The organism is Lactobacillus sp. JM1 (genome assembly GCF_009834385.1).
Classification (GTDB): Bacteria; Bacillota; Bacilli; order Lactobacillales; family Lactobacillaceae; genus Lactobacillus; species Lactobacillus paragasseri.
In genome coordinates this window covers 1,131,868-1,158,424 of the sequence record NZ_CP044412.1, presented here as the reverse complement: position 1 = coordinate 1,158,424, position 26,557 = coordinate 1,131,868, and the positions used below count along the sequence as shown (strand labels likewise).

26 protein-coding genes are annotated in these 26,557 nt (G+C 35.0%); 21 read left to right on the top strand and 5 right to left on the bottom strand.

Annotation, left to right across the window (positions count from 1 at the left end; all coding sequences use genetic code 11):
• Positions 1-95 precede the first annotated feature (95 nt).
• Positions 96-536: an 8-oxo-dGTP diphosphatase gene (locus F3I00_RS05920; protein WP_020807048.1), complete on the top strand. Its 441-nt coding sequence runs from the start codon at positions 96-98 to the stop codon at positions 534-536.
• Positions 537-565: 29 nt separating this feature from the next.
• Here F3I00_RS05920 and F3I00_RS05915 read toward each other — a convergent pair whose 3' ends face one another.
• Positions 566-1,225, bottom strand: a complete 660-nt coding sequence (locus F3I00_RS05915) for a hypothetical protein (RefSeq protein WP_024273066.1) — start codon at positions 1,223-1,225, stop codon at positions 566-568.
• A 189-nt stretch (positions 1,226-1,414) separates the two neighbouring features.
• Between F3I00_RS05915 and F3I00_RS05910 the strand changes: the two genes are divergently transcribed.
• The 3 genes from F3I00_RS05910 (at position 1,415) to F3I00_RS05900 (ending at position 3,299) form a co-directional block, all read left to right on the top strand.
• Positions 1,415-1,819 (top strand): hypothetical protein, encoded by a 405-nt coding sequence (locus F3I00_RS05910; protein ID WP_020807046.1) that lies wholly within the window; start codon positions 1,415-1,417, stop codon positions 1,817-1,819.
• 76 nt (positions 1,820-1,895) lie between these two features.
• Positions 1,896-2,279: a DUF1828 domain-containing protein gene (locus tag F3I00_RS05905; protein WP_020807045.1), complete on the top strand. Its 384-nt coding sequence runs from the start codon at positions 1,896-1,898 to the stop codon at positions 2,277-2,279.
• A gap of 216 nt (positions 2,280-2,495) precedes the next feature.
• Entirely contained in the window at positions 2,496-3,299 is an 804-nt protein-coding gene (locus tag F3I00_RS05900) for a Rib/alpha-like domain-containing protein (RefSeq protein ID WP_020807044.1), read from the top strand.
• Between the two features lie 68 nt (positions 3,300-3,367).
• Here F3I00_RS05900 and F3I00_RS05895 read toward each other — a convergent pair whose 3' ends face one another.
• Complete coding sequence (locus tag F3I00_RS05895) at positions 3,368-4,720, bottom strand: APC family permease (protein WP_020807043.1); 1,353 nt, start codon at positions 4,718-4,720, stop codon at positions 3,368-3,370.
• Positions 4,721-4,994: 274 nt separating this feature from the next.
• On the opposite strand from F3I00_RS05895, the gene F3I00_RS05890 reads away from it, so the two are divergent.
• Positions 4,995-5,636 carry an NAD(P)H-binding protein gene (locus F3I00_RS05890; RefSeq protein WP_020807042.1) on the top strand — a complete coding sequence of 214 codons (642 nt, stop codon included), beginning with the start codon at positions 4,995-4,997 and terminating at the stop codon, positions 5,634-5,636.
• Positions 5,637-5,710: 74 nt separating this feature from the next.
• On the opposite strand, the gene F3I00_RS05885 is transcribed toward F3I00_RS05890, so the two are convergent.
• Together F3I00_RS05885 and F3I00_RS05880 are read right to left on the bottom strand one after the other, a co-directional pair.
• The gene (locus F3I00_RS05885; RefSeq protein ID WP_020807041.1) at positions 5,711-6,322 is read right to left on the bottom strand and encodes a DedA family protein; all 612 of its coding nucleotides are present in this window, start codon (positions 6,320-6,322) and stop codon (positions 5,711-5,713) included.
• A gap of 8 nt (positions 6,323-6,330) precedes the next feature.
• Positions 6,331-7,257, bottom strand: coding sequence for a nucleoside hydrolase (locus F3I00_RS05880; RefSeq protein WP_020807040.1), 927 nt, complete (start codon positions 7,255-7,257; stop codon positions 6,331-6,333).
• 143 nt (positions 7,258-7,400) lie between these two features.
• On the opposite strand from F3I00_RS05880, the gene uvrC reads away from it, so the two are divergent.
• The 8 genes from uvrC to F3I00_RS05840 all read left to right on the top strand — a co-directional run bounded on the left by uvrC (position 7,401) and on the right by F3I00_RS05840 (position 16,564).
• Positions 7,401-9,203: an excinuclease ABC subunit UvrC gene (uvrC, locus tag F3I00_RS05875; RefSeq protein WP_159311031.1), complete on the top strand. Its 1,803-nt coding sequence runs from the start codon at positions 7,401-7,403 to the stop codon at positions 9,201-9,203.
• 107 nt (positions 9,204-9,310) lie between these two features.
• Positions 9,311-10,597 (top strand): GTPase ObgE, encoded by a 1,287-nt coding sequence (gene obgE / locus F3I00_RS05870; protein ID WP_020807039.1) that lies wholly within the window; start codon positions 9,311-9,313, stop codon positions 10,595-10,597.
• Positions 10,598-10,627: 30 nt separating this feature from the next.
• Positions 10,628-12,553, top strand: a complete 1,926-nt coding sequence (locus F3I00_RS05865; protein ID WP_020807038.1) for an acyltransferase family protein — start codon at positions 10,628-10,630, stop codon at positions 12,551-12,553.
• Positions 12,554-12,566: 13 nt separating this feature from the next.
• Positions 12,567-13,496, top strand: coding sequence for a ribonuclease Z (gene rnz, locus F3I00_RS05860; protein ID WP_065169688.1), 930 nt, complete (start codon positions 12,567-12,569; stop codon positions 13,494-13,496).
• A gap of 4 nt (positions 13,497-13,500) precedes the next feature.
• Positions 13,501-14,295, top strand: coding sequence for an SDR family oxidoreductase (locus tag F3I00_RS05855; RefSeq protein ID WP_020807036.1), 795 nt, complete (start codon positions 13,501-13,503; stop codon positions 14,293-14,295).
• Between the two features lie 9 nt (positions 14,296-14,304).
• Positions 14,305-14,631 (top strand): lipopolysaccharide assembly protein LapA domain-containing protein, encoded by a 327-nt coding sequence (locus F3I00_RS05850; protein WP_003648697.1) that lies wholly within the window; start codon positions 14,305-14,307, stop codon positions 14,629-14,631.
• Between the two features lie 116 nt (positions 14,632-14,747).
• On the top strand, positions 14,748-14,939 hold the full coding sequence (gene rpmF, locus F3I00_RS05845; protein WP_003648698.1) for a 50S ribosomal protein L32: 192 nt from the start codon (positions 14,748-14,750) through the stop codon (positions 14,937-14,939).
• A 59-nt stretch (positions 14,940-14,998) separates the two neighbouring features.
• Positions 14,999-16,564 carry a bifunctional UDP-sugar hydrolase/5'-nucleotidase gene (locus F3I00_RS05840; RefSeq protein ID WP_020807035.1) on the top strand — a complete coding sequence of 522 codons (1,566 nt, stop codon included), beginning with the start codon at positions 14,999-15,001 and terminating at the stop codon, positions 16,562-16,564.
• A gap of 64 nt (positions 16,565-16,628) precedes the next feature.
• Here the strand turns inward: F3I00_RS05840 and F3I00_RS05835 are convergent, their stop codons facing one another.
• On the bottom strand, positions 16,629-16,829 hold the full coding sequence (locus F3I00_RS05835) for a YjzD family protein (protein WP_003650447.1): 201 nt from the start codon (positions 16,827-16,829) through the stop codon (positions 16,629-16,631).
• 102 nt (positions 16,830-16,931) lie between these two features.
• On the opposite strand from F3I00_RS05835, the gene F3I00_RS05830 reads away from it, so the two are divergent.
• The 8 genes from F3I00_RS05830 (at position 16,932) to scpB (ending at position 26,557) form a co-directional block, all read left to right on the top strand.
• The gene (locus tag F3I00_RS05830; protein WP_065169689.1) at positions 16,932-20,048 is read left to right on the top strand and encodes a DNA polymerase III subunit alpha; all 3,117 of its coding nucleotides are present in this window, start codon (positions 16,932-16,934) and stop codon (positions 20,046-20,048) included.
• A gap of 174 nt (positions 20,049-20,222) precedes the next feature.
• Complete coding sequence (pfkA, locus tag F3I00_RS05820) at positions 20,223-21,182, top strand: 6-phosphofructokinase (RefSeq protein ID WP_003648703.1); 960 nt, start codon at positions 20,223-20,225, stop codon at positions 21,180-21,182.
• Positions 21,183-21,216: 34 nt separating this feature from the next.
• Positions 21,217-22,986 (top strand): pyruvate kinase, encoded by a 1,770-nt coding sequence (gene pyk, locus F3I00_RS05815; RefSeq protein WP_003648704.1) that lies wholly within the window; start codon positions 21,217-21,219, stop codon positions 22,984-22,986.
• Between the two features lie 113 nt (positions 22,987-23,099).
• Positions 23,100-23,993, top strand: coding sequence for a S1 RNA-binding domain-containing protein (locus tag F3I00_RS05810; RefSeq protein WP_020807032.1), 894 nt, complete (start codon positions 23,100-23,102; stop codon positions 23,991-23,993).
• Positions 23,983-24,873 (top strand): site-specific tyrosine recombinase XerD, encoded by an 891-nt coding sequence (gene xerD, locus F3I00_RS05805; RefSeq protein WP_035425666.1) that lies wholly within the window; start codon positions 23,983-23,985, stop codon positions 24,871-24,873. The genes F3I00_RS05810 and xerD overlap by 11 nt, the downstream gene beginning before the upstream one ends.
• 5 nt (positions 24,874-24,878) lie before the next feature.
• Positions 24,879-25,241, top strand: a complete 363-nt coding sequence (locus F3I00_RS05800; protein ID WP_003648707.1) for a hypothetical protein — start codon at positions 24,879-24,881, stop codon at positions 25,239-25,241.
• On the top strand, positions 25,234-25,977 hold the full coding sequence (locus tag F3I00_RS05795; RefSeq protein ID WP_020807030.1) for a ScpA family protein: 744 nt from the start codon (positions 25,234-25,236) through the stop codon (positions 25,975-25,977). The genes F3I00_RS05800 and F3I00_RS05795 overlap by 8 nt, the downstream gene beginning before the upstream one ends.
• The gene (scpB, locus tag F3I00_RS05790) at positions 25,967-26,557 is read left to right on the top strand and encodes an SMC-Scp complex subunit ScpB (RefSeq protein ID WP_020807029.1); all 591 of its coding nucleotides are present in this window, start codon (positions 25,967-25,969) and stop codon (positions 26,555-26,557) included. Before F3I00_RS05795 ends, scpB begins: the two co-directional genes overlap by 11 nt.

Sequence of the window (26,557 nt, the reverse complement as noted above, 5' to 3'; positions counted from 1 at the left end):
TGTATATTAATTATACTAATAAATAAGTATTTAGAAAAATGAATCGATAGTAGTAAAATAAAACTTAATTATTATAGAAAGTGAAACCTTAAATGATGAAACGTTCTGAGCCTGTAACTTTAACTAATATGTGTATGATTAAGAAAAAAGATAAAATTTTAGTTCTTGATCGAAATGATCCTGTTTGGCCTGGTTTAACGTTTCCCGGTGGCCACGTTGAATCGCATGAGTCTTTTCATGATTCTGTAGTTAGAGAAATAAAGGAAGAAACAGGCCTCTTAATCAAGAATCCGCACTTAGTTGGAGTAAAACAATTCTTTGACAAAAATGATGAACGATATTTAGTATTTTTTTATGTAGCTACTGAGTTTACTGGAACAGTAAAAGCTTCTGATGAAGGAAAATTGACCTGGATGACAAAGGAAGAATTGACAAGTAAAAAATTAGCCTATAATTTTGATCACGATTTGCCAGTTTTCTTTGATAAAAATTTAAGCGAACATTTACTAGATGAGAAAATAGATCAAACCTACTAAAAAAAGTACTCAACAGAGTGCCTTTCATATTAGTCATTTTGAACATCTTCACTTGATTCGCTTGAATTAGAATCATTATTCTGAGTAGTTGGTGATTGCTTTTCTTCAGTTGAAGTTGAAGCATCATTGGATGAAGAACTTGAAGTTGATGTACTTGGTTCTGATTTAGAATTACTTACAGCTGAATTTTGATGGCTTGAACCGGTGTTATTATTAGTTGACCAATTATTACTGTAATAGTAATTGCTTTTTGGAGTGTAATAACTATAATTTTGACGAGGAAGAGTATATAAAGAAGTACCAAAGTTTGATTTTAAGCTTCTATTGGTTTCAGTACTGTTTTCGCGCTTAGAATTATTTAAAGATGGAAGAGCTGAACTGGAACTTTGAGCTTCTGAGCTTGAGTTATTTTCATTCTTATTAAGGGTGTCAATTTGAACATCCATCTTTTTATTTTCATCTTTAGACTTATCTTTATCTTTATCTTTTTTCTTTTTATCTTCGCTCTTCTTTTTAGGCTGTTCCACTTTCTTATGTGACTTCTTATGAGAAGAAGATTGAATGATTGCATAATCATCCGCGGAAGACTTATGTTTAGGTTCCACTAAGTTATTACGGCAACCTGCAAGTAACAAAAGACCACAACTTAAAGCACCAACAATTAACTTTTTCAAATTAAATTCCTCCACTTAAAACTTTCTTTATTATAACCAAAATTCTCGATATAAGATAGAAAAATTAGACTATTTTAACTTTATATGAAAATAATATATATTTTTCAAATTTAGAAGCTTAAAGAACAAATTCGGCGAGAGAAAAGATATAATAGAAAGTGTAGTTAATTAATTTGTTAAATAAAGAGGTTGGAGGTCAATCTTATGTATGATCTTGAAGACGTTATGATGAAATCTTTTAGAGATGATAATGGAATCAGTTCTGCATTTTCTATTGAGCCAGTCGATGATAATGAGTACCGGGTTTCTACTAATGTTGTCGATGGGTTAAATGATATGATCCACTTTAATTTGATTGTATATCCTAATGGAACTTATGCTTTAAATGATCGTGTTTTCACCGCTAGAATGATTGATGATAATATTGGAAGTTTTTCAAGTATTGCGGCTGATGTTGCACGTTTAGCTAGTGAATTTGGCGTTTTGCTTGATGATCGTGGTGAATTAACTCGTGATTATATCAATAGTCGCGATTTGAGGAGTGAAGTTAATAACTTTACTCAATTATTGAATCGAGTAGTTGAGTTTGCTCAACTTAATAGATATTAAAGAAGTCACTATAATCAGGCTTCTTTTTTTTTGCCATTTTAGGTTATAATTTGTTGAAAATAGGGGAGTGATAAAAATGGAAGAATCTGAATTAAAATTAATTAAACATGCTTCATTCGACTGGTTAAAACAAAATATTCAATTTATTCAAGCTGGAGAAGACATTGAAGTTGCAACACCGCTAATTGGTGCTTATGGTGATTTAGTGTATTGCTGGATCGAGAAGGAAAAGAACGGCGCGTACCGAATTACAGATGATGGTGGAACATTGTTCAAATTAGATCCAGCTCAAGAAAATTTGGATTTACTTGAAGAAGCAGCTGATATTGTAATTGGTGCTGGTTTTGAATTTGATGAAGATAATTCAGAAATTTATCAGATTGTTGATCTAGAGAATATGGCCCAGACTTTGAGCGATCTAACTCAGTTGCAAGTTGCTTTAACTTATCTAGCTAGTTAGAAAAATATCTCATCGTGATCTCAAGTATAAACTTTGGCTTTTAAAAATAGATATGATATAAAGATAATGAAAGCGCTAAAAGTAGCGATTTCTTAAAATATTACAAAGAATGTAAAAAATCTATTAATTTGTAATATTTTTGTAAAACTACTGTATAATAAAAGTAAATAGAACAGCAAGTTAAAGTATAGCTTACCTTGCTGAGGAGCGTGAATTATGATGAGACAAATTAAGAAAAGAAACATAATGACTGGTTTAGGAACAGCAGCGTTGCTGGCTTCTTTAAGTTTAAATGGTACTGCTTTTGCAGCAAGTACTGATAGTGTAAATGCAGGTGCTGAGCAAGCAAAGACTTATCAAACTCAGCTTGAGCAACATAAAAACTTACAAGCTTATACTAATCCTTTATCAGTTAAAACTTTAACCACTACCAAAGGAGTTTTACCAGATGCAACAAGTGGTATTTCTAATTGGAGTACAGTTCCAGCTGGTACAGTTGCCAACTGGGATAAGACTCCTGAAATTAACAAGGTAGGTACTAGTTACGGCACTGTTTATGTGACTTTTCCTGACGGATCAAGGTCAAGGCTTGCAGTTTATGTAACTGTTAAAGATACTGCTGTAAGTCAAGATAGCAAGGCAAGCAAGAAAGACTTAAATAATGGTTCTGCCACTTCAGCTACTGATCAGCAAGATAATGCTTCCAAGCAAACTACTAGTGTAAAGAAAGATGTAGCTAAAGAAAATACAAGTAAGAATAGTAGCGAAAAAACTAATAAAGATGTAGTAGTGAAAGATCTTGGTTCTACTACGGTAACTGAAAAGAATGTCAGCGTAGTAAACAATACTAAAGATAATAAGAAAAATAGTAAAAAATCTTCCAATCCTGTTTCAGTAGCTACGCAATTACCAGAAACTGAAGGAAAGGCTGTTAACCCGTTAGTAGTAATTGGTGGGTTACTAGTAGCAGCAATTGGTGCAGTTGCTATCTTCGGCAAAAAGATAAAAAATAGACTTTAAAAATATTATAGAAACTAAAAAAAGAGCTTGCGATTTAAAATCGTAAGCTCTTTAATTTATCCAAATTTTTATTTTATATGTCTTAGTTTAGCTAAGAAGTTTTCATGCTCTTTTTCTAATTTTTCATCTTTATCAATAAAGAAATAACATGCAGCAGCAAGTACAGCAACTACTACGCCTAAAAGTAATGTCTTTGGCGTAAAATTGGTTACCATATAGCAAGAAATAATTAAAGCAATAATTGGAATGGTGTATTTCCCAGGAAGAGAAAAACCATGAGTTGGATATTCATTACTGTGCTTAAACTTAATAACGGCTAAAATTGATGGAACATACTGAACAAATGATGCTAAGACAGTACATGAAACAAGGAATAAGTAGCTTTGAGTAGCCAAGGCAGCAGATAGAATTGCTGTGAAAATAATTCCTACCCAAGGTGCATCATGCTTATTTTTCTTTCCAATCCATTTTGGTAACATTCCATGTTCATTAGCAAGAGAAGCAATTAATGATGGAGTATTAAATGATGCGCTGAAAGCAACACCAAAAATTGAAATCAGCATTCCAATAATCATGAAAGCAAAACCCCATTGACCAACGCCAGTTTTTAAGGCACTAGCTAGAGGATTAGAATAAGATCCTAATTTTTGACCACTTAAACCAATTGCTACTAAAAGCATTAAGCAATCAAGAATTGTGACACTAGTCATTACGGCAACCAAAACTCGAGGAATATTCTTTTCTGGATTATTCATTTGTTTTGCAGCAATCGGAATAAATGAAAAGCCAGTAAACAAATAAAAGATTGGTGTAAATGCATCGCCAAAATGTTTGAAGAATGGTGTAACACCGGTTAAAGCCGCATGCGGAATTACGGGAGTGAAGTTTGATTTTTTAATGAAGAAAGCTCCGATGATAATAAAGACAATTAAAGTAATTATCTTTGCAGCTGCTGAAATATTATTAACAATTTTTACCCAAGATCTACCAAAGAAATTAATAACTGAAAATAATAAAATTAAGAAAATAATACTACCAATATAGACAGCATTATTTTTGAAAATCGGCAGAAAACTCTTGAGGACAGTAAGTAAAGCTACTACTTCAGCTGAAAGAGTTGTACAACCTAAAAACCAAGTGAAAATGCCGAGTTCATAACCAGCAAAGCGACCAAAGGCGTTATAGGAATAAAGCCATGCTGCTCCTGATTGTGTAAAACGGCTTGATAAGTCAGCATAGCACAAAGCAATCATGCTGACAGTGACAGCAGTACATAGAAGAACAAGAATTGCTGTTAGGTTCATGTAACGATAAATTACAGAAGGTAGCAGAAAAGTTCCTGATCCAATGACCGCATTAATACCTAAGAAATATATTGATATAAAGGAGAGTTTCTTAGGTACAGAATTATTATTAGTCATGTTTTTACCTCTCTATCTAGTAACGTTCTCCTTTATCTATTGTAATGCTTTGAAAAAGTAAATCTATACGAAATTTAAAGAAAAGCTAATAAAATCAATAACAAGTGGTTGACTTATTAATAATAAGTATTACTATTAAATTGTAAGTAAGGATAGCTAGGTAAGGAGAAAATTATGACTGAAATTATTCAAGTTTGCACTTTAGCTAAATAAGAATTTGAGATGCTTTTATTAGAATTGAAATTATGATTTTTATAATGTGAGGAAAATAAAAATGACAAAAATTGCTATTTTAGGTGCTGCTGGTCAAATTGCTCAATTAGTTGAACCAATGCTATTAAAGAAGAACGATATTAAGATGGTTTTATATCTACGTCATCCTAATAAGTTAAAGCAAATTAATGACGCTAGAGAAAAGGTAATTAAGGGAGACGCAAGCAATTTTAATGAGTTAAAAGAAGCTTTGGCAGATGTAGATCTCGTTTATGCAAATTTAGCTGGTTCAAATATTGAAGATCAGGCAAAAACTGTAGTTAAAGCAATGAATGCAAACGGTATTAAACGTTTGATCTGGGTCTCTTCCTTAGGAATCTATGATGAAGTGCCTGGTAAATTTGGAGAATGGAATAAAAATATCTTAGGCTCATATTTGACAACTTATCGGGCAGCTGCTGATCAGATTACGGCAAGTAATCTAGATTACACCATTATTAGACCAGCTTGGCTAACTAATAAAAATGAAATTAATTATGAGAAGACTGTTGGTGCCACAACTCCATTTAGGGGAACTGAAGTATCACGTTTAAGTGTAGCGGATTATATTGCTGATTTAATTGAAAATCCAACCAAGGATGTTAAGGCAAATGTTGGATTAGATAAAGCAGGTACTGATGGTGACAAGCCTGCTTGGTATTAAAAATTAAAATTAATGAAACGTAAAAAGAACGGTCATGACCGTTCTTTTTGTGTATTATATCTACAATATAAATCCTACTTCTTGATTCTAGTTTTGTACCATTTAATCCCGAAGTAAATAAATAAAATTAATAAAAGGGCAATAATTACGAGCGTGTAGTCATCGAAGATTCTGACTACAACTTGCCAGTTTTTTCCCATATAGTGTCCTAATCCAACTAAAACACTGTTCCAAACTAAACTTCCCAAAGTAGTTAAAATTAAAAACTTAGTCCAGCCAACATGGGCAATACCTGCAGGAATGGAGATTAAACTTCTAACAACTGGAATACAGCGACCATAAAAAATTGCGCCAATTCCGTGTTTGTCAAACCAGTTAATCGCTTTTTGTGCATCGTCTTTTTTGAAACCTAGAAGTTTAAATAGTTTAGTTTCAAGTAGTTTCTCTAAGCGCGGTAAGGTTAGATTTCTACTAATTGAGAATAAAATAATGGCTCCAATAATTGAACCTAGAGTAGACGCAAGGATAACTCCAATTAGAGTTAACTTTGTTCCACTAACTAAGAAACCTCCTAGTGTCAAAATTACCTCAGAGGGAATTGGAGGGAAAATATTTTCAACGGCAATTAAAAGAATAATGGCAATATAGCCAAAGCTTTCGATAAATTGTGTTAACCAAGTTGTCATCTATATATTTATTGTCTTTCTAAAATTTTGTCTATTTTTTCAAAGAATGAATCTTTATCTGCCTTTGTAACTTCAGTAATTTCTTTTCCATTAGGATCAATGAACATTCGTCCACTTGCTAAGCCTGATGTGATTACATTAGCTTTTACCTGACGAGTTTCAACAAGCTCAGGGTAGAGTGCTGACATAGTTGTTAAAACGTCCCACAAGTATAGCTCTGCATTAGGTACAGAGATAATTAGACTGTATCCTAAACCAACTAAGTCAATGGCTGGATATTTTCTTAAACTTGCCCAGTGCTGCCGAAGTTCATCAGTTAATGGAAGTTCTTCAGTACTTTCAAGACCAACCATTTGAATCTTAAGGTCTGAATCTAAAACGCGTTTTACAGCTTCTGGATCCCAGAAAGCATTCCATTCCTGTGTTCCGTCTGCATCGACACTAACTACATTGCCATGTCCATCTAATGAACCACCCATCCAGTAAACTTTATCAATCTTTGACTGAATAGAATCATCTTCATCTAAAGCTCTTGCTAAGTCAGTAATTGGTCCTGTCATGACTAAGGTAACTGGTCCATCTGACTTTTTTATTTTATCAATCATGTCTAAATGAGCAGGCAAAGCAGCTTCTGGTGTTTTAATTTCTCCACTTTCATTTAGAATAGGGAAGTAATTAAAGGAATAAGTTGCCATTCGCCATTCTTTTGGAAATTGATGAATTGCACGCGAATTTGAGCGAGCTACTTCTAGCTTGTCACCGCGTAAGTTAAATTTATCTACCATTTTTCGACAAGCTTCTACCGCTGGATCAATATATCCGTCACCGTCAATTGCGCTAATTCCAATTAGTTTGATATCAGGTGCTTGCAATAGTAAAAGAAGTGAGACCAAATCATCGATGTTTCCATCATGATTAAAATAAATATTTTTCATTTATTTGCGACCTTTCATTTTGTTTACTTAACTATTTTATAAAAAGATATGGTATAAGGTAAATAAAAAAGACATCTTACTTGGTTTTAAGAAGGAACGTGATAAAATACTATGGGAATTTTAATAGGAAGGAAAAATAATTGATGGCAACGGAACACATTGAAAATAAACTAAAGCTTTTACCAGATAAACCAGGTTGCTATTTAATGAAAGATATAAATGGCAATGTGATTTATGTGGGAAAGTCTAAGAATTTAAAGAACCGCGTTCGTTCCTATTTTAAGAGTAAGCAAGTTGGTCGGCGAGCTGAACTTGTTCGTGAAATTCGTGATTTTGACATTATTACAGTTTCATCTGATAAAGAATCTTTTTTACTGGAAATTACTTTAATTAAAAAATATCAACCATACTATAACGTCCAACTAAAACAAGGTACGGGTTACCCATATATTGAAATTACTAACGAAAGGGACCCGCAAACTCGTTTAACATCAATTGTTCATAAAGATCATGGCTACTATTTTGGACCGTATCCAAATGTTTATGCGGCTCAAGCAACGCTTAAGTTTATCCAAAAGGTTTGGCCGCTAAGAAGATGTTCAGGTCATCAGGGACGCCCGTGTCTTTACTATCATATGGGACAATGTCTCGGTGCATGCTTTAAAGAGGTCCCAAAGAGCGCTTATGACAAGCAAATAAGAAAAATAAAGCGTTTCTTAAACGGCGATATTTCACAAGTTAAGCAAGACTTAACTGAAAAAATGACTCAGGCTTCAATGGATTTGGAGTTTGAGCGGGCGGCTGAATTTAGAGATCAGTTAAAATATATTGAACAAACTGTTGAAAAACAAAAAATTATTTCTAATGATCATACCCAGAGAGATATTTTTAACTTTTATGTTGATAAATCATGGATTTCGATTCAAGTATTTTTCTTAAGACAGGCTAAATTATTACGTCGGGAAACTAGATTATTTCCATTAACAGATACTAATGAACCACAGGATGCATTTGTATCTTTTATTGCGCAATTCTATGGCCAAAGAAATCGTGTTTTACCCAAAGAAGTTTTGGTCCCAGCTGGTATTGATAATGAAGCATTAGCTGAAGTTTTAGGCGTAACTGTAAGAACTCCGCAAAGAGGTCAAAAACGTGCCTTACTAGAGATGGCACATGACAATGCTAAGTTGAAGTTAGATGAAAAATTCCGCTTGTTAGAATTAGGTAATAGAAAAACTAAAGGAGCACAAAAAGAGATTTTTGATGCTTTGGGTTTACCATATGGCAATCGAATTGAAAGTTTCGACCACTCTCATATCCAAGGAGCTGATCCTGTTTCTGCCTTGGTTGTGTTTACTGATGGTGAACCAGATAAACATGAATATCGGAAGTATAAATTGAAAGGCGAAGTAGAACACCAAAATGCGGCTGACGAAGTAGGAAATACACGTGAAGTAGTGAGAAGGCGTTATAGTCGTCTTTTGAAAGAACACAAGAAAATGCCTGACCTGATTTTAATGGATGGTGGTCAAATTCAGGTTGATGCTTGCTTAGATGTGTTGAGAAATGAATTAAATGTCAATATTCCTGTAGCAGGGATGGTTAAAGATGACCATCACCGCACTAATCACTTAATTTTTGGTGATCCTACTCAAGGAGAAGAATTAAAGCTAATTCCTTTAAATCCGAAATCAGAAGGATTCTACTTAATGACAAGAATTCAGGATGAAGTTCACCGCTTTGCAATTACTTTTCATAGAAGAACTCATGCTAAAAATGCACTTTCAAGTAAGTTAGATGAGATAAAAGGGATTGGTCCTAAGTCTAGAAATAAGCTTTTACGAAAGTTTGGATCTTTAAAGAAAATTAAAGAAGCTTCAATCGAAGAATTACGAGATGCGGGTTTAACTCTTCCACAAGCACAAACTGTTAAATTGAGTTTGTAAAATAACGAGAAAAGACCTGATTTAATAGGGCTTGATATGGTATCATAGTTAAGAAACCTTAAGAATTTTTTTAATTATAACTTGATATATAAAAGGAGGCATACTTAATGTTTGTCGACCAAACAAAAATAGATGTACAAGCAGGAAAAGGTGGCGATGGAGCAGTTGCTTTTCGTCATGAAAAATATGTTCCACTTGGCGGTCCGGCTGGTGGAGACGGCGGACGAGGCGGCAGTATTATTTTAGTCGCTGATTCCGGTTTGAGAACTTTAATGGATTTTCGCTTTAGACGTAAGTTTAAGGCAGATAATGGTGAAAATGGCCGCATTAAATCCCAATATGGTCGCGGAGCTAAAGATGTCCGCTTAAAAGTTCCAATGGGAACAAGTGTCTACGACTTTAATACCGGCGAACTTTTAGGTGACTTAGTTAAAAATGGTCAAGAGCTTGTAGTTGCTCATGGCGGAAAAGGAGGCAGAGGCAATATTCACTTTGCTACCCCAACCAGAACAGCTCCAGAAATTGCTGAAAATGGTGAGCCAGGAGAATTTCGAACCTTACGCTTAGAATTAAAGGTATTGGCAGATGTAGGACTAGTAGGATTTCCATCAGTTGGGAAGTCAACACTTCTATCTGTTGTAACTAAGGCAAAGCCAAAGATTGCAGCTTATGAATTTACTACTTTGACACCAAATTTAGGAATGGTCGTTTTGCCAGACGGACGAGACTTTTCAATGGCAGATTTACCAGGATTAATTGAAGGTGCATCTAAGGGTGTTGGACTTGGAATTCAATTCTTACGGCATGTTGAACGTACAAAAGTAATTTTGCACTTAGTTTCAATGGATCCAAATAATGGTAGAGATGCTTATGAAGATTATGAAACTATTCGTAAGGAATTAGCAGGCTACACTAAGGACTTAACAAGTAAGAAAGAACTTATTGTAGCTACGCAAATGGATATCCCTGGTAGCGAAGAAAAACTTGCTGAATTTAAGAAGAAATTAGGAGATAAGACGGTATATCCTATTTCTAGTGTTACCCATCAGGGTGTTAGCGAACTAATGGGTAAGACAGCAGATCTAGTTGAAGAAGTTGCAAAAGAAGAAGCTGAAAAACCAGCAGAAATTAAAGTTGCCGAAAAAGAATATGTTTATAAAAAGCCTGAAGATGATGGATTTAAGGTTGAACGAACTGGTGAGCATAGCTTTGTCGTTACTGGCAATAAGTTAGAGCGTCTTGTTCAAAGAACTAATCTAGATCATACTGATGGAATTATGCTTCTTGCTCGTAAATTAAAGCGGATGGGTGTAGATGATGCTTTAAGAGAAAAGGGAGCAGTAAATGGTGACGATGTATCAATAGCTGACTTCACTTTTGAATTTGTAGATTAATAAAATTTAAAAAAGTTGGGAGTAATACTTTTGAAAAGAAAGAACCGCTTTATTACAGGCTATGCCGGACTTCGTGCTTTAGCTGTTATTGGAGTAATTCTATATCACCTTAATCCAAATCGATTTATGGGTGGATATTTGGGTGTGCCGATATTTTTAGTACTATCTGGATATTTAGTTACGGACCACATGTTTCATGCCTATGAAGAGCGGGGAAAGTATGACTTTAAGTCTTTTTATGTAAGAAGAATTAAGAAATTATACCCCCAAATGATTGCTCTTTTATGGGGATGTAGTGCCTATATCTTACTTTTTCAGCAAAATCTTTTAGCTAAATTAAATCAAATAGTAGTTGCCAACCTATTAAATGTTTATAATTTTTGGCAAATCAAGAATGGTCAGAGTTATTTCGAGCGTTTTGCTTCCAATGAATCTCCCTTCGTTCATTTATGGACAATGTCAATTGAAGGGCAGTTTTATATTATTTGGCCACTAGTAGTTTTTCTATTAGTTAAATTAGCTAAAAAGAAAAAAATAATTTTTTGGATTATTACAGCCTTAACTGTATTTTCAGCTTTAGAGATGGCGTTTTTATTTAAGCCAGGTGTTGATACAAGTAGAATTTACTATGGAACAGATACGAGATTCTTTTCATTAGGCCTGGGTGCAATGTTAGCCGTCTTTTGGCCAACATGGAAGTTAAGTGCCAACCTTGAAAAAGGCGATAGACGACTCTTAAACGTAATTGGAGCAATAGCCTTAGTCGGTATTTTATTGATGTCTACTAGTCCGATTTTTAATCCACAAAAAGCTTTTGCTTACCGTGGCGGGATGTTTTTATTCTCTTTAGTAACAATGATTTTTGTAGGGGTAATTGCTCATCCTGGTAGCAGCTGGAATAAGTGGCTGACTAATCCTGTATTTAGCTGGATTGGTTCACGGTCATATGGAATTTATTTATATCAGTTTCCAGTGATGATCTTTTTTGAAGATAAGGTTAAAGATATTGCAGACCATGTAATTTTGTACCATTTAATCGAAATTATATTAATTTTAGTAATTGCAGAATTAAGTTATCGTTTTATTGAAAAACCATTTGGACGAATTGATTGGGAAAAATTGCGTCAGTTTTTATCAAAAGCCCTAAATTTACAAGCTAACCATTATCAATCAAAAGCTTTATTTGCGACTGGAATAGTTGTCTTTATTTTAGGTAGTTTTGGAATTCTTAAGGCACCAACTGTAAAAGCCGAAAATCCTAATCATTCAGAACTAGCAACTCAAATTAAATCAAACCGAAACAAGCAACTGAAAAAGAATAAAAAGTTAATTAAAGAAGCACAGTCTAAAAAGAAAAAGTCAACAACTTCAAAAGCAGAAATTTTAGCGCAAGCTAAAAAAGCAGCAACAACTAAACCCGTGAATAAAGATTTTGAAAAATATGGTATTTCTCAAGTTGACTTGCAATTAGCACAAAAAATTCAAGTAACTGCAATTGGAGATTCTGTAATGGCAGGCTCTAGTCAAAACTTGCAAAAACTAATGCCGCATTTAATTGTTGATGCAGCTGTTTCTAGACAACTTGGTGACACAATTCCACTTTTTGAAGAGTATAAGAAAAAAGGTGCTTTAAATAATAATGTCTTGATCGGTTTAGGAACAAATGGTGCTTTTGCGCCTAAAGAACTTGATCGTTTAATGCAAATTATTGGACCAAAGCGACAAGTTTTTTGGATTAATACACATGTTCCGACACGTGATTGGCAAGATCAAGTTAATGGTGAATTGGATGCAGCAGCGAAAAAATACCCTAACTTAACCATTATCAAATGGCATGAGTTTGCCGGGAGTCATCAAGATTGGTTCTATGATGATCATACGCACCCAACTACAGAAGGATCAAAGTTTTATAGTGCCTATGTAACTAAAACATTGGTTACGAAAGGAAAATATTAGAAATAGGGTTTTCATGGAAATACAATTTTTAGGAACAAGTGCTGGGCAGCCGTCAAAGAGTAGGAATGTTTCTTGTACCGCACTTAAATTATTAGATGAATTAAATGAAGTATGGTTATTTGATGTAGGCGAAGCTACACAACATCAAATTTTAAAGACTAATATTAGACCTAGAAAGGTAACGCGAATTTTTATTTCGCATACTCATGGTGATCATATTTTTGGTTTGCCAGGTTTTCTTTCATCTCGTTCTTTTCAAGGCGATGGTGATCCATTAACAATTTATGGCCCTGCCGGAATTGAACAATTTGTGCAAACTTCTTTGAGAGTTTCAAAAACTCGGGTATCATATCCAATTAAATACGTTGTTTTAAAAGAAGACGGTTTAATTTTTGAAAACAATCTTTTTGCCGTCTACACTGCTCGACTAGATCACCGTGTACCAAGTTTTGGTTTTCGTGTGGTTGAAAAGCCACGTCCTGGAGAGTTGCTAATGGATAAGGTGGCAGAATATAATGTGCCAAACGGTCCGCTTCTTGGTCAACTGAAAGCTGGAAAGACGATTACGTTGAGTGATGGTCAAAAGTTAGATGGACGAGATTTCCTTGGTAAAGAGCGTCCAGGTCGAGTTGTTACGATTATCTATGATACGCGTCCAACGGAAAATATTGGCGAATTAGCTGATCATGCAGATGTTCTAGTTCATGAATCTACTTTTAATGGTGATGAAGAAAAAATGGCTCATCGTTATTTCCATTCAACCTGCTTAGATGCTGCTCGTATAGCGAGAGATCATCATGTAGGAAAGCTTTATTTGACTCATATTTCTGCGCGCTATACAGGAAAAGCGGGTAAGCAACTAGAGCATGAAGCGAGAAAAATTTTTAAACATACTCGTTTAGCCAATGATTTAGACAGTTTTGAAATTACATTGAGGGGATAATAATATGAGTAATTCATTGAGGGATAAAGTCGTAGTAGTTACTGGAGCTTCAAGTGGTATTGGACGCTCGATTGTGTTAGAGAGTGCAAGTCGCGGCGCCACTGTCATTTTAATGGCCCGTCATCAAGATAAATTAGAAGAAATTGCTAATGAAGCTCGTCAACTTTCAGGAAACGACGTATTTGTATTTCCAACTGATATTAGTAAAGCTGATCAAATTGATCGTGCCTTTAATGAAATTATTAGTCATGTTGACCATATTGATTATCTAGTTAATGCAGCTGGTTTTGGCGTCTTTAAAGAATTTTTAGAGACTTCACCTCAAGTAGTAACTGAAATGTTCCAAACTAATGTCTTAGGCCTAATGTACTTTACTCGTCTTGTTGCTCGAGTAATGATTGACCAAAAAGCTGGCCAAATTATCAACTTCGGTTCGATTGCTGGAATTGTACCTACTACTAAAACTGCAGCATATAGTGCAACTAAGGCAGCTATTATTCAATTTTCAAATGTTTTACGTTTAGAATTAAAGCCATTTGGTGTTAAGGTTATGACAGTAAATCCTGGACCAGTTTACACTAATTTCTTTAATATCGCAGATGAAAGTGGATCTTATGCAAATAATATACAACGTTTTATGCTCGATCCTGATGATGTAGCTTGGCAAGTAGTTCATTTCTTTGGTTCTAATCGTCGCGAATTGAATTTACCATTAAGTCTAGCTACTTTAGCAAAACTTTATCAGATTTTCCCACGCATTGGTGATTGGGCAAGTTTAAAGTTTGCTAGTAGAAAGTAGGAGATAATAATGAATAAGCAAAGAAATTTAGTAATTGGGCTAATAATTGTTTTAGTGCTTGTAATTTTCGCCTGTTTAAATACTGAACCAGTGGCAATTAATTTTGGCTTTTTCCAACCTAAAATGCCGTTGATAATTGTTTTAGTTATTATGCTTTTACTAGGTGCTTTAGTTTCACTTCTAATTGGAAAAGGAGAAAAAGTTTCTCCTGATGTAAAAAAAGCACTAGCAAAACAGAAGAAAGAATTAGATAATAAATACCAGAGTGAAATTGAATCTAAAGATAAACAGATTGCTGAATTAAAGAAAGTTAACAATTCTGAAGCTACAAAATAAGATTGGACTTGATTTATCAGCTCTTAGATTGTATTATTGAAATACGTGAGTATTTAGTGAATTTGTTTATTTAAAGGTTCGCAAGTCTCAATTCTATAAAAAAGGAGATCTAACTAATGGCAGTTCCTGCAAGAAAAACTTCTAAGCAAAAGAAACGTTCACGTCGTGGTCATATTAAATTAACCACACCAGCAATGCATTACGATGCTACTACTGGTGAATACCGTTTAAGCCACCGCGTTTCACCAAAGGGCTTTTACAAAGGCCGTCAAGTTGCTAACGAAAAAAAGCAACAAAATAACGATTAATTAAAGACACCGTGGGGTGTCTTTTTTTATGTAATTTTTGATTAAAGGAATAGGTATTAATGAAATTAGTTATATTACACTCAAGTGATACGCATGGCTTTTTGATGCCAACTGATTATCAAAATAAAGACAACTATGATGCTCCAATTTCTCTTAGTCGCGTAAGTAGCGTGGTTAAAAGTGAAAAAGAAAAATATGGTGCAGACAATGTCCTAGTTACTGATAGCGGAGATTGTCTACAAGGTTCCCCCTTAGCTAGCTATACTCAAAAGTTGCCTGAAGACGAAGGATTGCGTAAATTTACTGAAGCTTATAATGAAGTGGGATATGATGCACGTGCATTAGGTAACCATGACTTTAATTATGGTTTGGATTATTTATCGTACTATGTTGATAACAATCGTGCTCCATTTATCAATGATAATGTTTTGGATGCAGATACTAATGTACCTTTCTTTGGAAAAGAATATACAATTGTTGAAAAAGCTGGTCTAAAGATAGGTATTATGGGAATTACTACTCAGTATATCTCTCACTGGGAGTCAGAGGATCATATTAAAGGCTTAAAGTTTGTTTCTGGTTATGAAGCACTTGCTAAATTAGCTAAAAAATTGCGTCCACAAGTAGATATTCTTTGTGCTCTATATCATGGTGGTTTTGAAAGTGATCCATTGACTGGTAAAGCAACTGAGCCTCATACAGGCGAAAATGAGGGCTATAAGATTTTAACTGAAATCCCGGAAATTGATGTCTTTTTAACTGGACACCAACATCGTCGCTTGAACTTAGTTACTCGTAACACGGCCATTGTTCAGCCAGGCTACCGCGGAGAAGCAGTAGGTAAAGTGATCATTGATTTTGATAAAGACACGAATGGTAAAGTTAAAATCAATGATATGACTACCAAATTGATTGATAGTAAAGATTATGCACCAGATCCAGCAATTGAAAAGATCGTTAAGAGTCTTGATGAAGAAACACAAAAATGGCTAGATCAACCTATTGCGCATTTATCTGAACCTGCACCAATTGATGATGCTATCAAAGGCAGAATTGAGGGAGCACCTTTTATCAATCTTATTCAACAAATGCAACTTTGGTTTACTGGGGCAGATGTTTCAGCAACAGCAATTATGTCTGAATCTGCCCATGGCTTTTCAAAGAATGTAACAATGCGCGAAGTATTATTAAACTATCCATATGCAAATCAACTCTGCATTGTTAAGTTGACTGGAAAAGAATTAAAAGAAATTATTGAATATTCAGCTGGATTCTTAGAAAAAGATAAAGACGGTAAAATCAAATTTATTGATCGTTGGATTACACCTAAGCCAATGCTTTATCATTTTGATCTTTTCTACCCAGTAAAATATGAAGCTGATCTTTCAAGACCAGTTGGTCATCGATTGACTAAAGTAACCTTAAATGGGAAAGATCTTGAAAATGATAAGGTATACAAGTTAGCTGTCAATAATTATCGTGCTTTAGGCGGAGGATTTTATCCAGCTTACAGCATGGATAAGATTGAAAAGATCTTTGATCAGGACTACGTTCAAATGTTTAGCGAATACTTAACTCATGGTGATATTAAAGTAGATACTGCTAAAAACTACAAATTTTATTAATTAAGGTACTAAAAAAGCTGTTTCATTACGAAACAGCTTTTTAAAATGTTCAAATTTAGTTCAATTAAAGTTTGTTGTACTTACTCTTGTCTTTGTAACTCTTGGCAGTAATGGCGGGAATAATAATTGCGAATAGCAAGCCAAAGACTGCGCCAATAATCAAAGATTGCATAGGATTAAATTGCATCTGAGTTAAAGATGCAGCGATAAAACCGATAACTTCGCAAAAAATGCATGACCAAACCATAGTAATAATATAGCGCATAATTTCTCCTTCTTTCGCTAGGTATCTTAGCAAAAATAAGAGTTTTACGCAAGCCAAGAAGAGAGAATTTGCTATACTTAAATTATTAGAAAGGGTGAGCATATGGGAGCAGTGAGTCTGCAAAACCTTAGTAGTTTTACATTACTGGAGAGTCCAACTAAAGTTAAAGATTTAGCTAAAAATGCAAAGAAAAAAGGTTATTCTGCACTCGCCTTGACGGATGTAAATATTACCTATGGCTTAGTTAATTTTTATAAAGCTGCAAAAGAAGCTGGAATTAAGCCTTTATTAGGGATGCAGTTAAGAATCAACGGCTTGGTTGACCAGGCAAATAAGTATGATTTAATTGTCATTGCTAAAGACGATCAAGGATATAAAAATATTTTGCGTTTATCAAGTGCGGTCAATCTTTTAACCGAAAATGGTGAAAAAGAAAATGTTTTAGAGCTTGAAGAATTAAAAAAATATCTCGGTCACTTAGTTATAATTACGCCTAGTAACATACATAGCGAACTAAAGATGCTGCAAGCTAACAATCCTAAAATGGGAGCTAATTATATCCGTACACTGAAAGATTCTGTTCCTACATCTTCATCAATTTATTTAGGCGTTTATGCTGATCAAGGACAGCAAGAATATATAAATTATCTTCGTTCATTAGCAACGCAATTTGAGTTATTGTTAACTGCGGTTGAAGACGGACAATATCTTAATCGTAACGAACAATTTTTAAGAAGAACTCTGCAAGCTATTAAGAGTAACACCCATTTAGAAAATGTGGAGCAATTAGCTAAGCAAGCTGGTTCGCATTACTTAAAAAATAGCGAAGAATTGCAGGTTAATTATCGAAAATTTGGGATTGAAGATGCTTTAGAAAACGCTGAAAAAATAGGTCAAATTTGCAGTGCTCAGATTACGTTTCAAGATCCTCAATTGCCAAAGTTCAAACAAAATAAGTTTCCAACATCAAAAGAATATTTGCATTCATTAGCACAAAATGGACTTGCTAAAAGATTTAAGGGAAGGATTCCGGAAAAATACCAAGCAAGATTAGATTATGAACTAAAAGTAATCAATGAGATGGGATTTGATGATTATTTTCTTATTGTGTGGGATGTGATGAACTTTGCCCATAGTGTTCACATTACAACTGGACCTGGACGAGGCTCAGCTGCTGGCTCACTTGTTTCATATGCTTTAAGAATTACTGAAGTCGATCCACTTGAATATAATTTGTTATTTGAACGTTTCTTAAATCCCGCTCGTCAGCAAATGCCAGATATTGACTTAGATATTCCAGATAATCGACGTGATGAAGTAATAAAATATATGTTTGAAAAATACGGGATGAATCACGCCGCCCAAATTTTAACCTTTGGTACTTTGGCTGCTAAGCAAGTTTTAAAAGATGTTTGTCGTGTTTTTGGACTAAATAAAGTTGAAACCTATCGCTGGTTAGATGCAATCCCGCATGCAAAAGGAAAAATCACTTTAGCAGAAGCATATCAAAAATCAAAAGAGTTACAGCTTTTAGTTAATACAAATGCTTTTAGTAAAATTCTATTTGCGACTGCTGAGCATTTAGAAAATTTGCCGCGTCATTATTCAATTCATGCAGCTGGTTTAGTAATCACTGATGATTCATTAGCAGAGATTGTGGGCTTACAGGCGGGACCTTTAGGAATACCTGTAACGCAGCAAACCAAATTAAATGTTGAGTCCTTAGGATTATTGAAAATTGACTTTTTAGGCTTAAGAAACTTAACTATTTTAGGCAATATTATTGCAGCATTAAAGTCAGAAGGAGTTGAAATTGATCCTAATCAGATTCCGTTAAATGATCAAGAAACGCTTGCTTTATTTCAGCGTGGTGACACAGATGCCGTCTTCCAATTTGAATCCGATGGAATTAAGCGCGTTTTAGAGCAGCTTCATCCTGACAGTTTTGAAGACATTGTCGCTGTAAATGCTTTATATCGCCCAGGTCCAATGAATAATATTGGTCATTTCATTAATAGAAAACATGGCAAGGAAAAAGTTCAATATCCTGATCCTAGCTTAAAAAAAATCTTAGGACCAACTTATGGCGTTTTAGTTTATCAAGAGCAAGTTATGCAGACGGCTCAAGTTTTAGCTGGTTTTTCTTTAGGTGAAGCCGATCTTTTAAGGCGAGCTATGTCTAAGAAAAACGCTGATGTGATCCAAAAAGAACGAGAGAAGTTTATTCAAGGCGCTGTAAAACTTGGCAGACGAAAAGAGATAGCAGAGCAGGTTTATGATTATATTGCTCAGTTTGCTAATTATGGATTTAACCGTTCGCATGCAGTTGCATATAGTAAAATCGCCTTTTGGCTTGCCTATTTTAAGGTTCATTATCCTGGCGCTTTTTATCTTTCTCTTTTGAACAGTAATATTGGTAATCGTAATAAGATCGCTCAATACTTGATGCAAGCACAAGAAGCTGGAATTAAGGCTTTGCCACCAGATATTGAGAACAGTAAGGCGGATTTTTCGCTTGAAAACGGCAAAATTTTAGTTGGCTTGAAGGCAGTTCGCGGATTAAGAAGTGATTTGCTGAAACAAATATTAGAAATTAAGCGTCCGATTAAGTCAATGACTGATTTCTTGTGGAAGATTGATAATAATTTGTTGAGTGCTGATGCTATTGCAAATTTAATTAAAGCAGGTGCTTTTGATCGACTAGCTCCAAATCGAAATGAACTTTTAAAAATAAATAAAGACCTAGTTGAAAGTGTAAAGATGGCAGGTTCAAATTTATCTTTATTTGAAACTTTGGAGCCCAAAATCGAAGAAGAAAAAATGCCAACTGCTGCTGAAAAATCAGCGATGGAAGTAGAAGCAATGGGCTTTAGTACTGGAATTAACCCAATCATTGCTGTTCAAAAATATGCTAGAAAGTATAACGCAAAAAGATTGCAGGCTTTTGAAAACAATGAACAGGGGATTGCAGTTGGCAAATTAATGAAGATAAAGCAAATCACCACTAAAAAAGGTGATAATATGGCTTTCGCGGTCTTTAGCGATAGTAGTGGCGATAAAGATTTTACGATCTTTCCTCAGGTATGGGAGAAAGTAGGAGAAAATTTAAAGATTGGCGAAATATATTTATTGCAGGTGAAGACGCAAAGTGATCGCTTTAGTCCGACAAAGACGCAGTTTTTACTTTCAAATGCTCGCAAAGTTAATTTTAAAGATTAATTTAAAACTTTTAAATTCTAGCAAAATAGATTCTGATAGGATTGAAAGCGAAAACATTTATTTAGCAGGTTTTATTAACGAAAAAAATAGGATTATTTTTGAAGACAATGAGTTAAAAAAATGGTACGATAAAACCGATGTGAGTAAAACACAGAAAATCGTAGAGGTGAATTCATGAAACGGATTGGTATTTTAACTAGTGGTGGAGATGCCCCTGGTATGAACGCTGCCATTAGAGCTGTTACACGTACAGCTTTGGCAAACGGTATCGAAGTTTGCGGAATTCGTTATGGATATGCTGGTTTAGTTGCTGGCGATATTTTCCAAATGACTTCTGAAACAGTTGCGGACAAGATTAACCGCGGCGGTACCTTTCTTTATTCAGCTCGTTTCCCAGAATTTAAGGAAGAAGAAGTTCAACTTAAGGGAATCGAACAATTAAAGAAGCACGGAATCGATGCTTTAGTTGTCATCGGTGGTGATGGTTCTTACCATGGTGCATTGAAGCTTACAAGACATGGTTATAATGCTATTGGTCTTCCTGGTTCAATCGACAATGATATTCCTTACACTGATTTCACAATTGGCTTTGACACTGCATGTAATACTGCAATGGAAGCTATTGATAAAATTCGTGATACTGCAACAAGTCACCAACGTGTATTTGTTGTAAATGTTATGGGTCGTGATTGTGGAGATATTGCAATGCACGTTGGTGTTGCTACTGGCGCAGATGCAATTGTTATCCCAGAAGAGCCTTATGACATTAAGGAAATTGCTGAAAACTTGAAGCAAGGATTTGCTAATGGCAAGAAGCATGGAATTGTTGTTTTAGCAGAAGGTGTTATGGACGCTAATAAATTTAAGGATGAACTTCTTAAGTATGGCGACTTTGATGCTCGTGCTAATATCTTAGGTCACATGCAACGTGGTGGAAGCCCAACAACTCGTGATCGTGTATTAGCAAGCGAGATGGGTGCTTATGCTGTTAAGTTGTTACTTGAAGGTAAAGGCGGCTTAGCTGTTGGAATTGAAAACAACAAGCTTTCTCACCATGATATTCTTGATTTGTTTGATGCAAAACACCACGGTAATTATGCGTTATACTCATTAAACAAAGACTTAGCCAAGTAGTTTTTGATTTTGTATTATAGGAGATTTTTTCAAGATGAAGAAAACTAAAATTGTTAGTACTTTAGGGCCAGCCTCAAACGATGTTGAGACTATTACTAAATTAGCTGAAGCAGGTGCAAACGTATTCCGCTTCAACTTCTCACACGGTGACCACGAAGAACACCGTGCACGTATGAACATGGTTCGTGAGATTGAAAAGAAGACTGGTAAACTTCTTGGCATTGCTCTTGATACTAAGGGTGCCGAAATTAGAACTACTGAACAAGAAGGCGGCAAGTTCACTATTAACACTGGTGATACTATCCGTATTTCTATGGATGACACTAAGAAGGGTAACAAGGACATGATCCACGTTACCTATGATGGACTTTACGATGATACTCACGTTGGTGGTCACGTATTAATCGATGATGGTTTAGTTGACCTTTTGATTAAGGAAAAAGATGACACTAAGAGAGAATTAGTTTGTGAAGCTCAAAACACTGGTTTAATTGGTTCTAAGAAGGGTGTTAACGCTCCTGGTGTTGAAATTCGCCTCCCAGGTATCACTGAAAAAGATACTAACGATATTAAGTTCGGTTTAAAGGAAGGTATCAACTTCATCTTTGCTTCATTTGTTCGTAAAGCACAAGATGTTCTTGACATTCGTCAATTGCTTGAAGAAGCACACTGTGAATACGTAAAGATCTTCCCTAAGATTGAATCACAAGAAGGTATTGATAACATCGATGAAATCTTAAAGGTTTCTGATGGTTTAATGGTTGCTCGTGGTGACATGGGTGTTGAAATTCCATTTATCAATGTTCCATTCGTACAAAAGGAATTAATCAGAAGATGTAACGCATTAGGTAAGCCAGTTATTACTGCTACTCAAATGCTTGACTCAATGCAAGAAAACCCACGTCCAACTCGTGCCGAAGTTACTGACGTTGCTAACGCTGTTCTTGATGGTACTGACGCAACTATGCTTTCAGGTGAATCTGCTAATGGTCTTTACCCAGTTAAAGCTGTTAAGGCTATGGCTGAAATTGACATGCGTACTGAAAAGCAACTTGCTAAGCGTAACAAGTTAGCTCTTCAAAGATTTGAAGAATACAAGGGTTCAAACGTTACTGAAGCTATTGGTGAATCAGTTGTTAGAACTGCTGAAGAATTGGGCGTTAAGACTATTATTGCAGCAACTGAATCTGGTTACACTGCACGTATGATTTCTAAGTACCGTCCAAACGCTGATATCATTGCTATGACTTTCGACGAAAAGATCGAACACTCATTAGGTGTTGTTTGGGGTGTAAAGCCAATGTTGGTTGAAAAGCCTAAGACTACTGAAGAAATGTTTGACAAGGCAGCAGAACTTGCTAAAGAAACTGGTCTTGCAAAAGACGGCGACTTGGTAATTATCGTTGCTGGTGTTCCTTTGGGTGAAACTGGTACTACTAACTTGATGAAGTTACAATTGATCGGTACCCAACTTGTTAAAGGTTTAGGTGTTGGTGAACAATCAGTTATTGGTAAAGCTGTAGTTGCAACTTCTGCTGAAGAAGCAAACAGCAAAGTTCAAGATGGTGACATCTTAGTTGCTAAGACTACTGATAAGGATTACTTACCAGCAATCAAGAAGGCTTCAGGTATGGTAGTTGAAGCTTCAGGTTTAACTAGCCACGCAGCTGTTGTTGGTCTTTCACTTGGTATCCCAGTTGTTGTTGGTGCTACTGATGCAGTTGAAAAGATCAAGGATGGTTCTAAGATTACTGTTGATGCTCGTCGTGGTGCTGTTTACCAAGGTGAAGCAACTAACCTTTAATCTAAATTAATTAGCTTATTAAAATAGTCAGCGAAAGCTGGCTATTTTATTTTTGTCTTTTTTTCCTTATACTATATAGGTGACAGACAAATTAGAAGGATTGAGGCGCTGATATGTTAGGTGAAATAAGAAAAGGAAAAGTTACTGATGAAAATCAAACTGCTTTTTATGTACAGGTTGATGGCGTAACTTTTGAATTAAAAAAAATAGAAGTTACACAAGATGAACCAATCCATTTAGGTGACGAAGTACAGGGCTTTATCTATGAAAATAAGGATAAAAAGAAGGAAATGACGCAATTTTATCCTTTTGCTCAAAAAGATCAGTATGGTTGGGCTACAGTAACTGAAGTGCGCCGTGATTTGGGTGTATTTTTAGATATCGGATTAAATGATAAAGACGTTGTTGTTTCTTTAGATGATCTTCCACTTGAAAAAGATCAATGGCCAAAGAAAGATGATCGTTTGTTGGTACGCCTTGAGACCGATGATAAGGAACGTATTTGGGCTAAGATGGCAGAAGAAGATGTTTTTGAACAGTTAGCTGCCAATTTTCCTGCGCATTTGGAAAACAAAAATATGTCTGGTACTGTGTACCGTAACTATGAAGTTGGATCTTTTGTAATTACTGATCAATATTACTTAGCCTTTGTCCATAAGTCTGAAATGTTCCGTCCCTTGCGTCTAGGGCAAAAAATTAAGGCACGCGTAATCGGGGTTAGTCAATATGGTAGATTGAATTTGAGCGTTCTTCCTCGAGGCTTTGAGGAGATTGATGATGATGCTCAAATGATTTTAGTAAGTTTACGCCGTGAAGCAACTAAGACCTTACCTTTTTATGATAAAAGCGATGCTCAAGAAATTAAGAATCACTTTGGTATCTCTAAGTCAGCCTTTAAACGCGCTTTAGGTCATTTATTAAAAAATAGATTAATTACTGAAGATAAAGATGCAGGAACAATTAGCTTGGTAGAAAAAGATGAATCAGACACAAACGATGAAGGATAATTTAGAAGATTATTTACGTTTCAGTCAAGTGGAACGTGGCTTAAGTCCTAATACCATTATTTCTTATCGAACTGATTTAGAAGAATATTTAGATTATTTACAAGATCAAAATGAAACAAGCTGGGAAGTTGACTATTTAGTTGTTGACGCTTTTCTTGCTACGCAAAAAGACAAGGGCAAGGCAACAACTTCAATTAGTCGAATGATCTCTAGTTTGAGAAAATTCTATCAATGGCTCTTAAGACAGGATATAATTGAACGTGATCCATTAATAAAAATCGATTCCCCAAAAAGTGAACGAAGATTGCCAACCGCTTTAAGCGAAGAAGAAGTAGATAAATTACTTGCGGCTCCTGATACGAATACGCCATTAGGAATTAGAGATCGTGCGATGCTAGAGTTACTTTACGCAACTGGAATGCGGGTGAGTGAATTAATAAATTTACGAACTGGTGATATTCATTCTGATTTAAAAATTATTAGAGTTCGTGGTAAAGGTTCGAAAGAACGACTTGTACCAATTACTGAAGTTGCTTTATCGTGGCTTGAAAAGTATCAAAAGGATGTTAGGGACGCTCAAGTACTAAAAAGCGGTCAATTTACTGATGTAATTTTTCTAAACAATCATGGTCATCAACTAACGAGACAGGCTGTTTGGCAGAAGATAAAAAAGTATTGTCAGCTGGTTGGAATAACTAAAAATGTTACTCCCCATACTTTGAGACATACTTTCGCTACTCATTTGCTTGAAAACGGGGCAGATTTGCGTGTAGTTCAAGAAATTTTGGGTCATAGTGATATTACAACTACGCAGATCTATACTAATCTGACGCAGAAGCATATTTTGGAGGTTTATAATCAAGCACATCCACGTGCTTAAATATTATGATCAGCAAATATAAAAAAGACTATGAAAAAACTGTAATGGGATATTTGTCTTATCTTCCAGATTTTAAAAATATTAAGAACTTACAAGAAGAGATGAAGTTATATACTAGTGATTCTAATCAATTTGAAGTTCTTATTTATAAAGAAAAGGGTAACGCAAGAGGTATTATTGGCATTCAAGAAGAAAAAGACTTTATAATTATTCGCTATCTATCTCTTGATCCAACAATGCGTGATTCAGAAACCAAACGCTTGGTAATGAAAGATCTAAAGCATCTTTATCCTGATAAAATGATTACCGCTTTACCTGACTGGGCCTTTTTATTAAGCTATTTAAAGGAAGATAAGACCGATGAATAATGTCGATGAATTAACTTTAGATCTTCCAAATTTTACGGGACCATTAGATCTACTTTTGCACTTAATTAGATCACAAAAGATAGATATTTACGATATTCCAATTGCGAAGATTACTGGACAATACTTAGCTAATTTGGCTCGCTGGCAGACTTTAGACTTGCAAATTGCTGGCGAGTATTTTGTGATGGCATCAACTCTTCTTAGAATTAAATCACAATATTTACTTCCCAAAAATGACTTTGTTGAAGAAGATCAATATCAGGAAGACCCGCGTGCTGAACTAGTTGAGCAGCTGGTCCAATATTCAGTTTTTCAAAGAATTGCGGAATACTTTAAGAAGCGAGATGAAGAAATGCCAATTACTGTGGCTAAAGATCCATCTGTTTCGCCTAAAAAAGAAGTTGAACCTCTTCCCTTAGGAGAAATTACAAGTGATGAGCTGGCTAATACTTTTAAGGTCGTTTTGGAGCGCTTTAAATTAAGAAAACCACAAGTAGGGCAAATAGAAGTTCATGAAACTTCAATTGAAGAAATGACGACATTTTTAAAGGATAAACTTCACCATAGAAAAAAGGTTAGCTTTTTTGACTGTATTAAGAATTTTCAGGATCTTGATCATGTAATTGGTTTGTTTTTAGCAGTTTTAGAATTATGTCGTGATCATAAAATTTTAGTAAAGCAAAATAGAGACTTTGGTGACCTAGAATTAGAGAAAGTTGAGACTAATGGCAAGTAAAGAAGCACAATTAGAAGCTCTCCTTTATGCAGCAGGGGATGATGGTTTGGAAACAGATAATTTATTACAATTATTAGAAATTTCACCATCGGCATTACGAGAGTTAGCAAATCATCTAAAAGATCGACTTAAAAATGATGAGAACTCTGGCTTACAACTGATCTGCATTAATCATACTTATAAATTAACTACCAGTGCAGAATGCGGAGATGTTATTTCTAAATTTTTCCAAAAAGACTTATCGAAGAACTTAAGTCAGTCAGCTCTCGAAATACTTTCAATTATTGCATATCGTCAACCGATAACACGGGTTGAAATTGATGATTTACGAGGTGTTAACTCATCAGGAGCATTGCAGACTTTAGTTTGGCGTGGACTGATTAAAGTAAATGGTAAAAAAGACGTACCTGGCCACCCTAACTTATATGTGACTACAGACTATTTCTTACAGTATTTTAACTATGAAAGTTTGGCTGATTTACCAGTAATAGAAGAGTTTGAATCAGATGACAATCCTGTGAACTTATTTGATCAGGATGAGAGAAATAGCAAAGAAATAAATTTTGATGAAGGAGAGTAA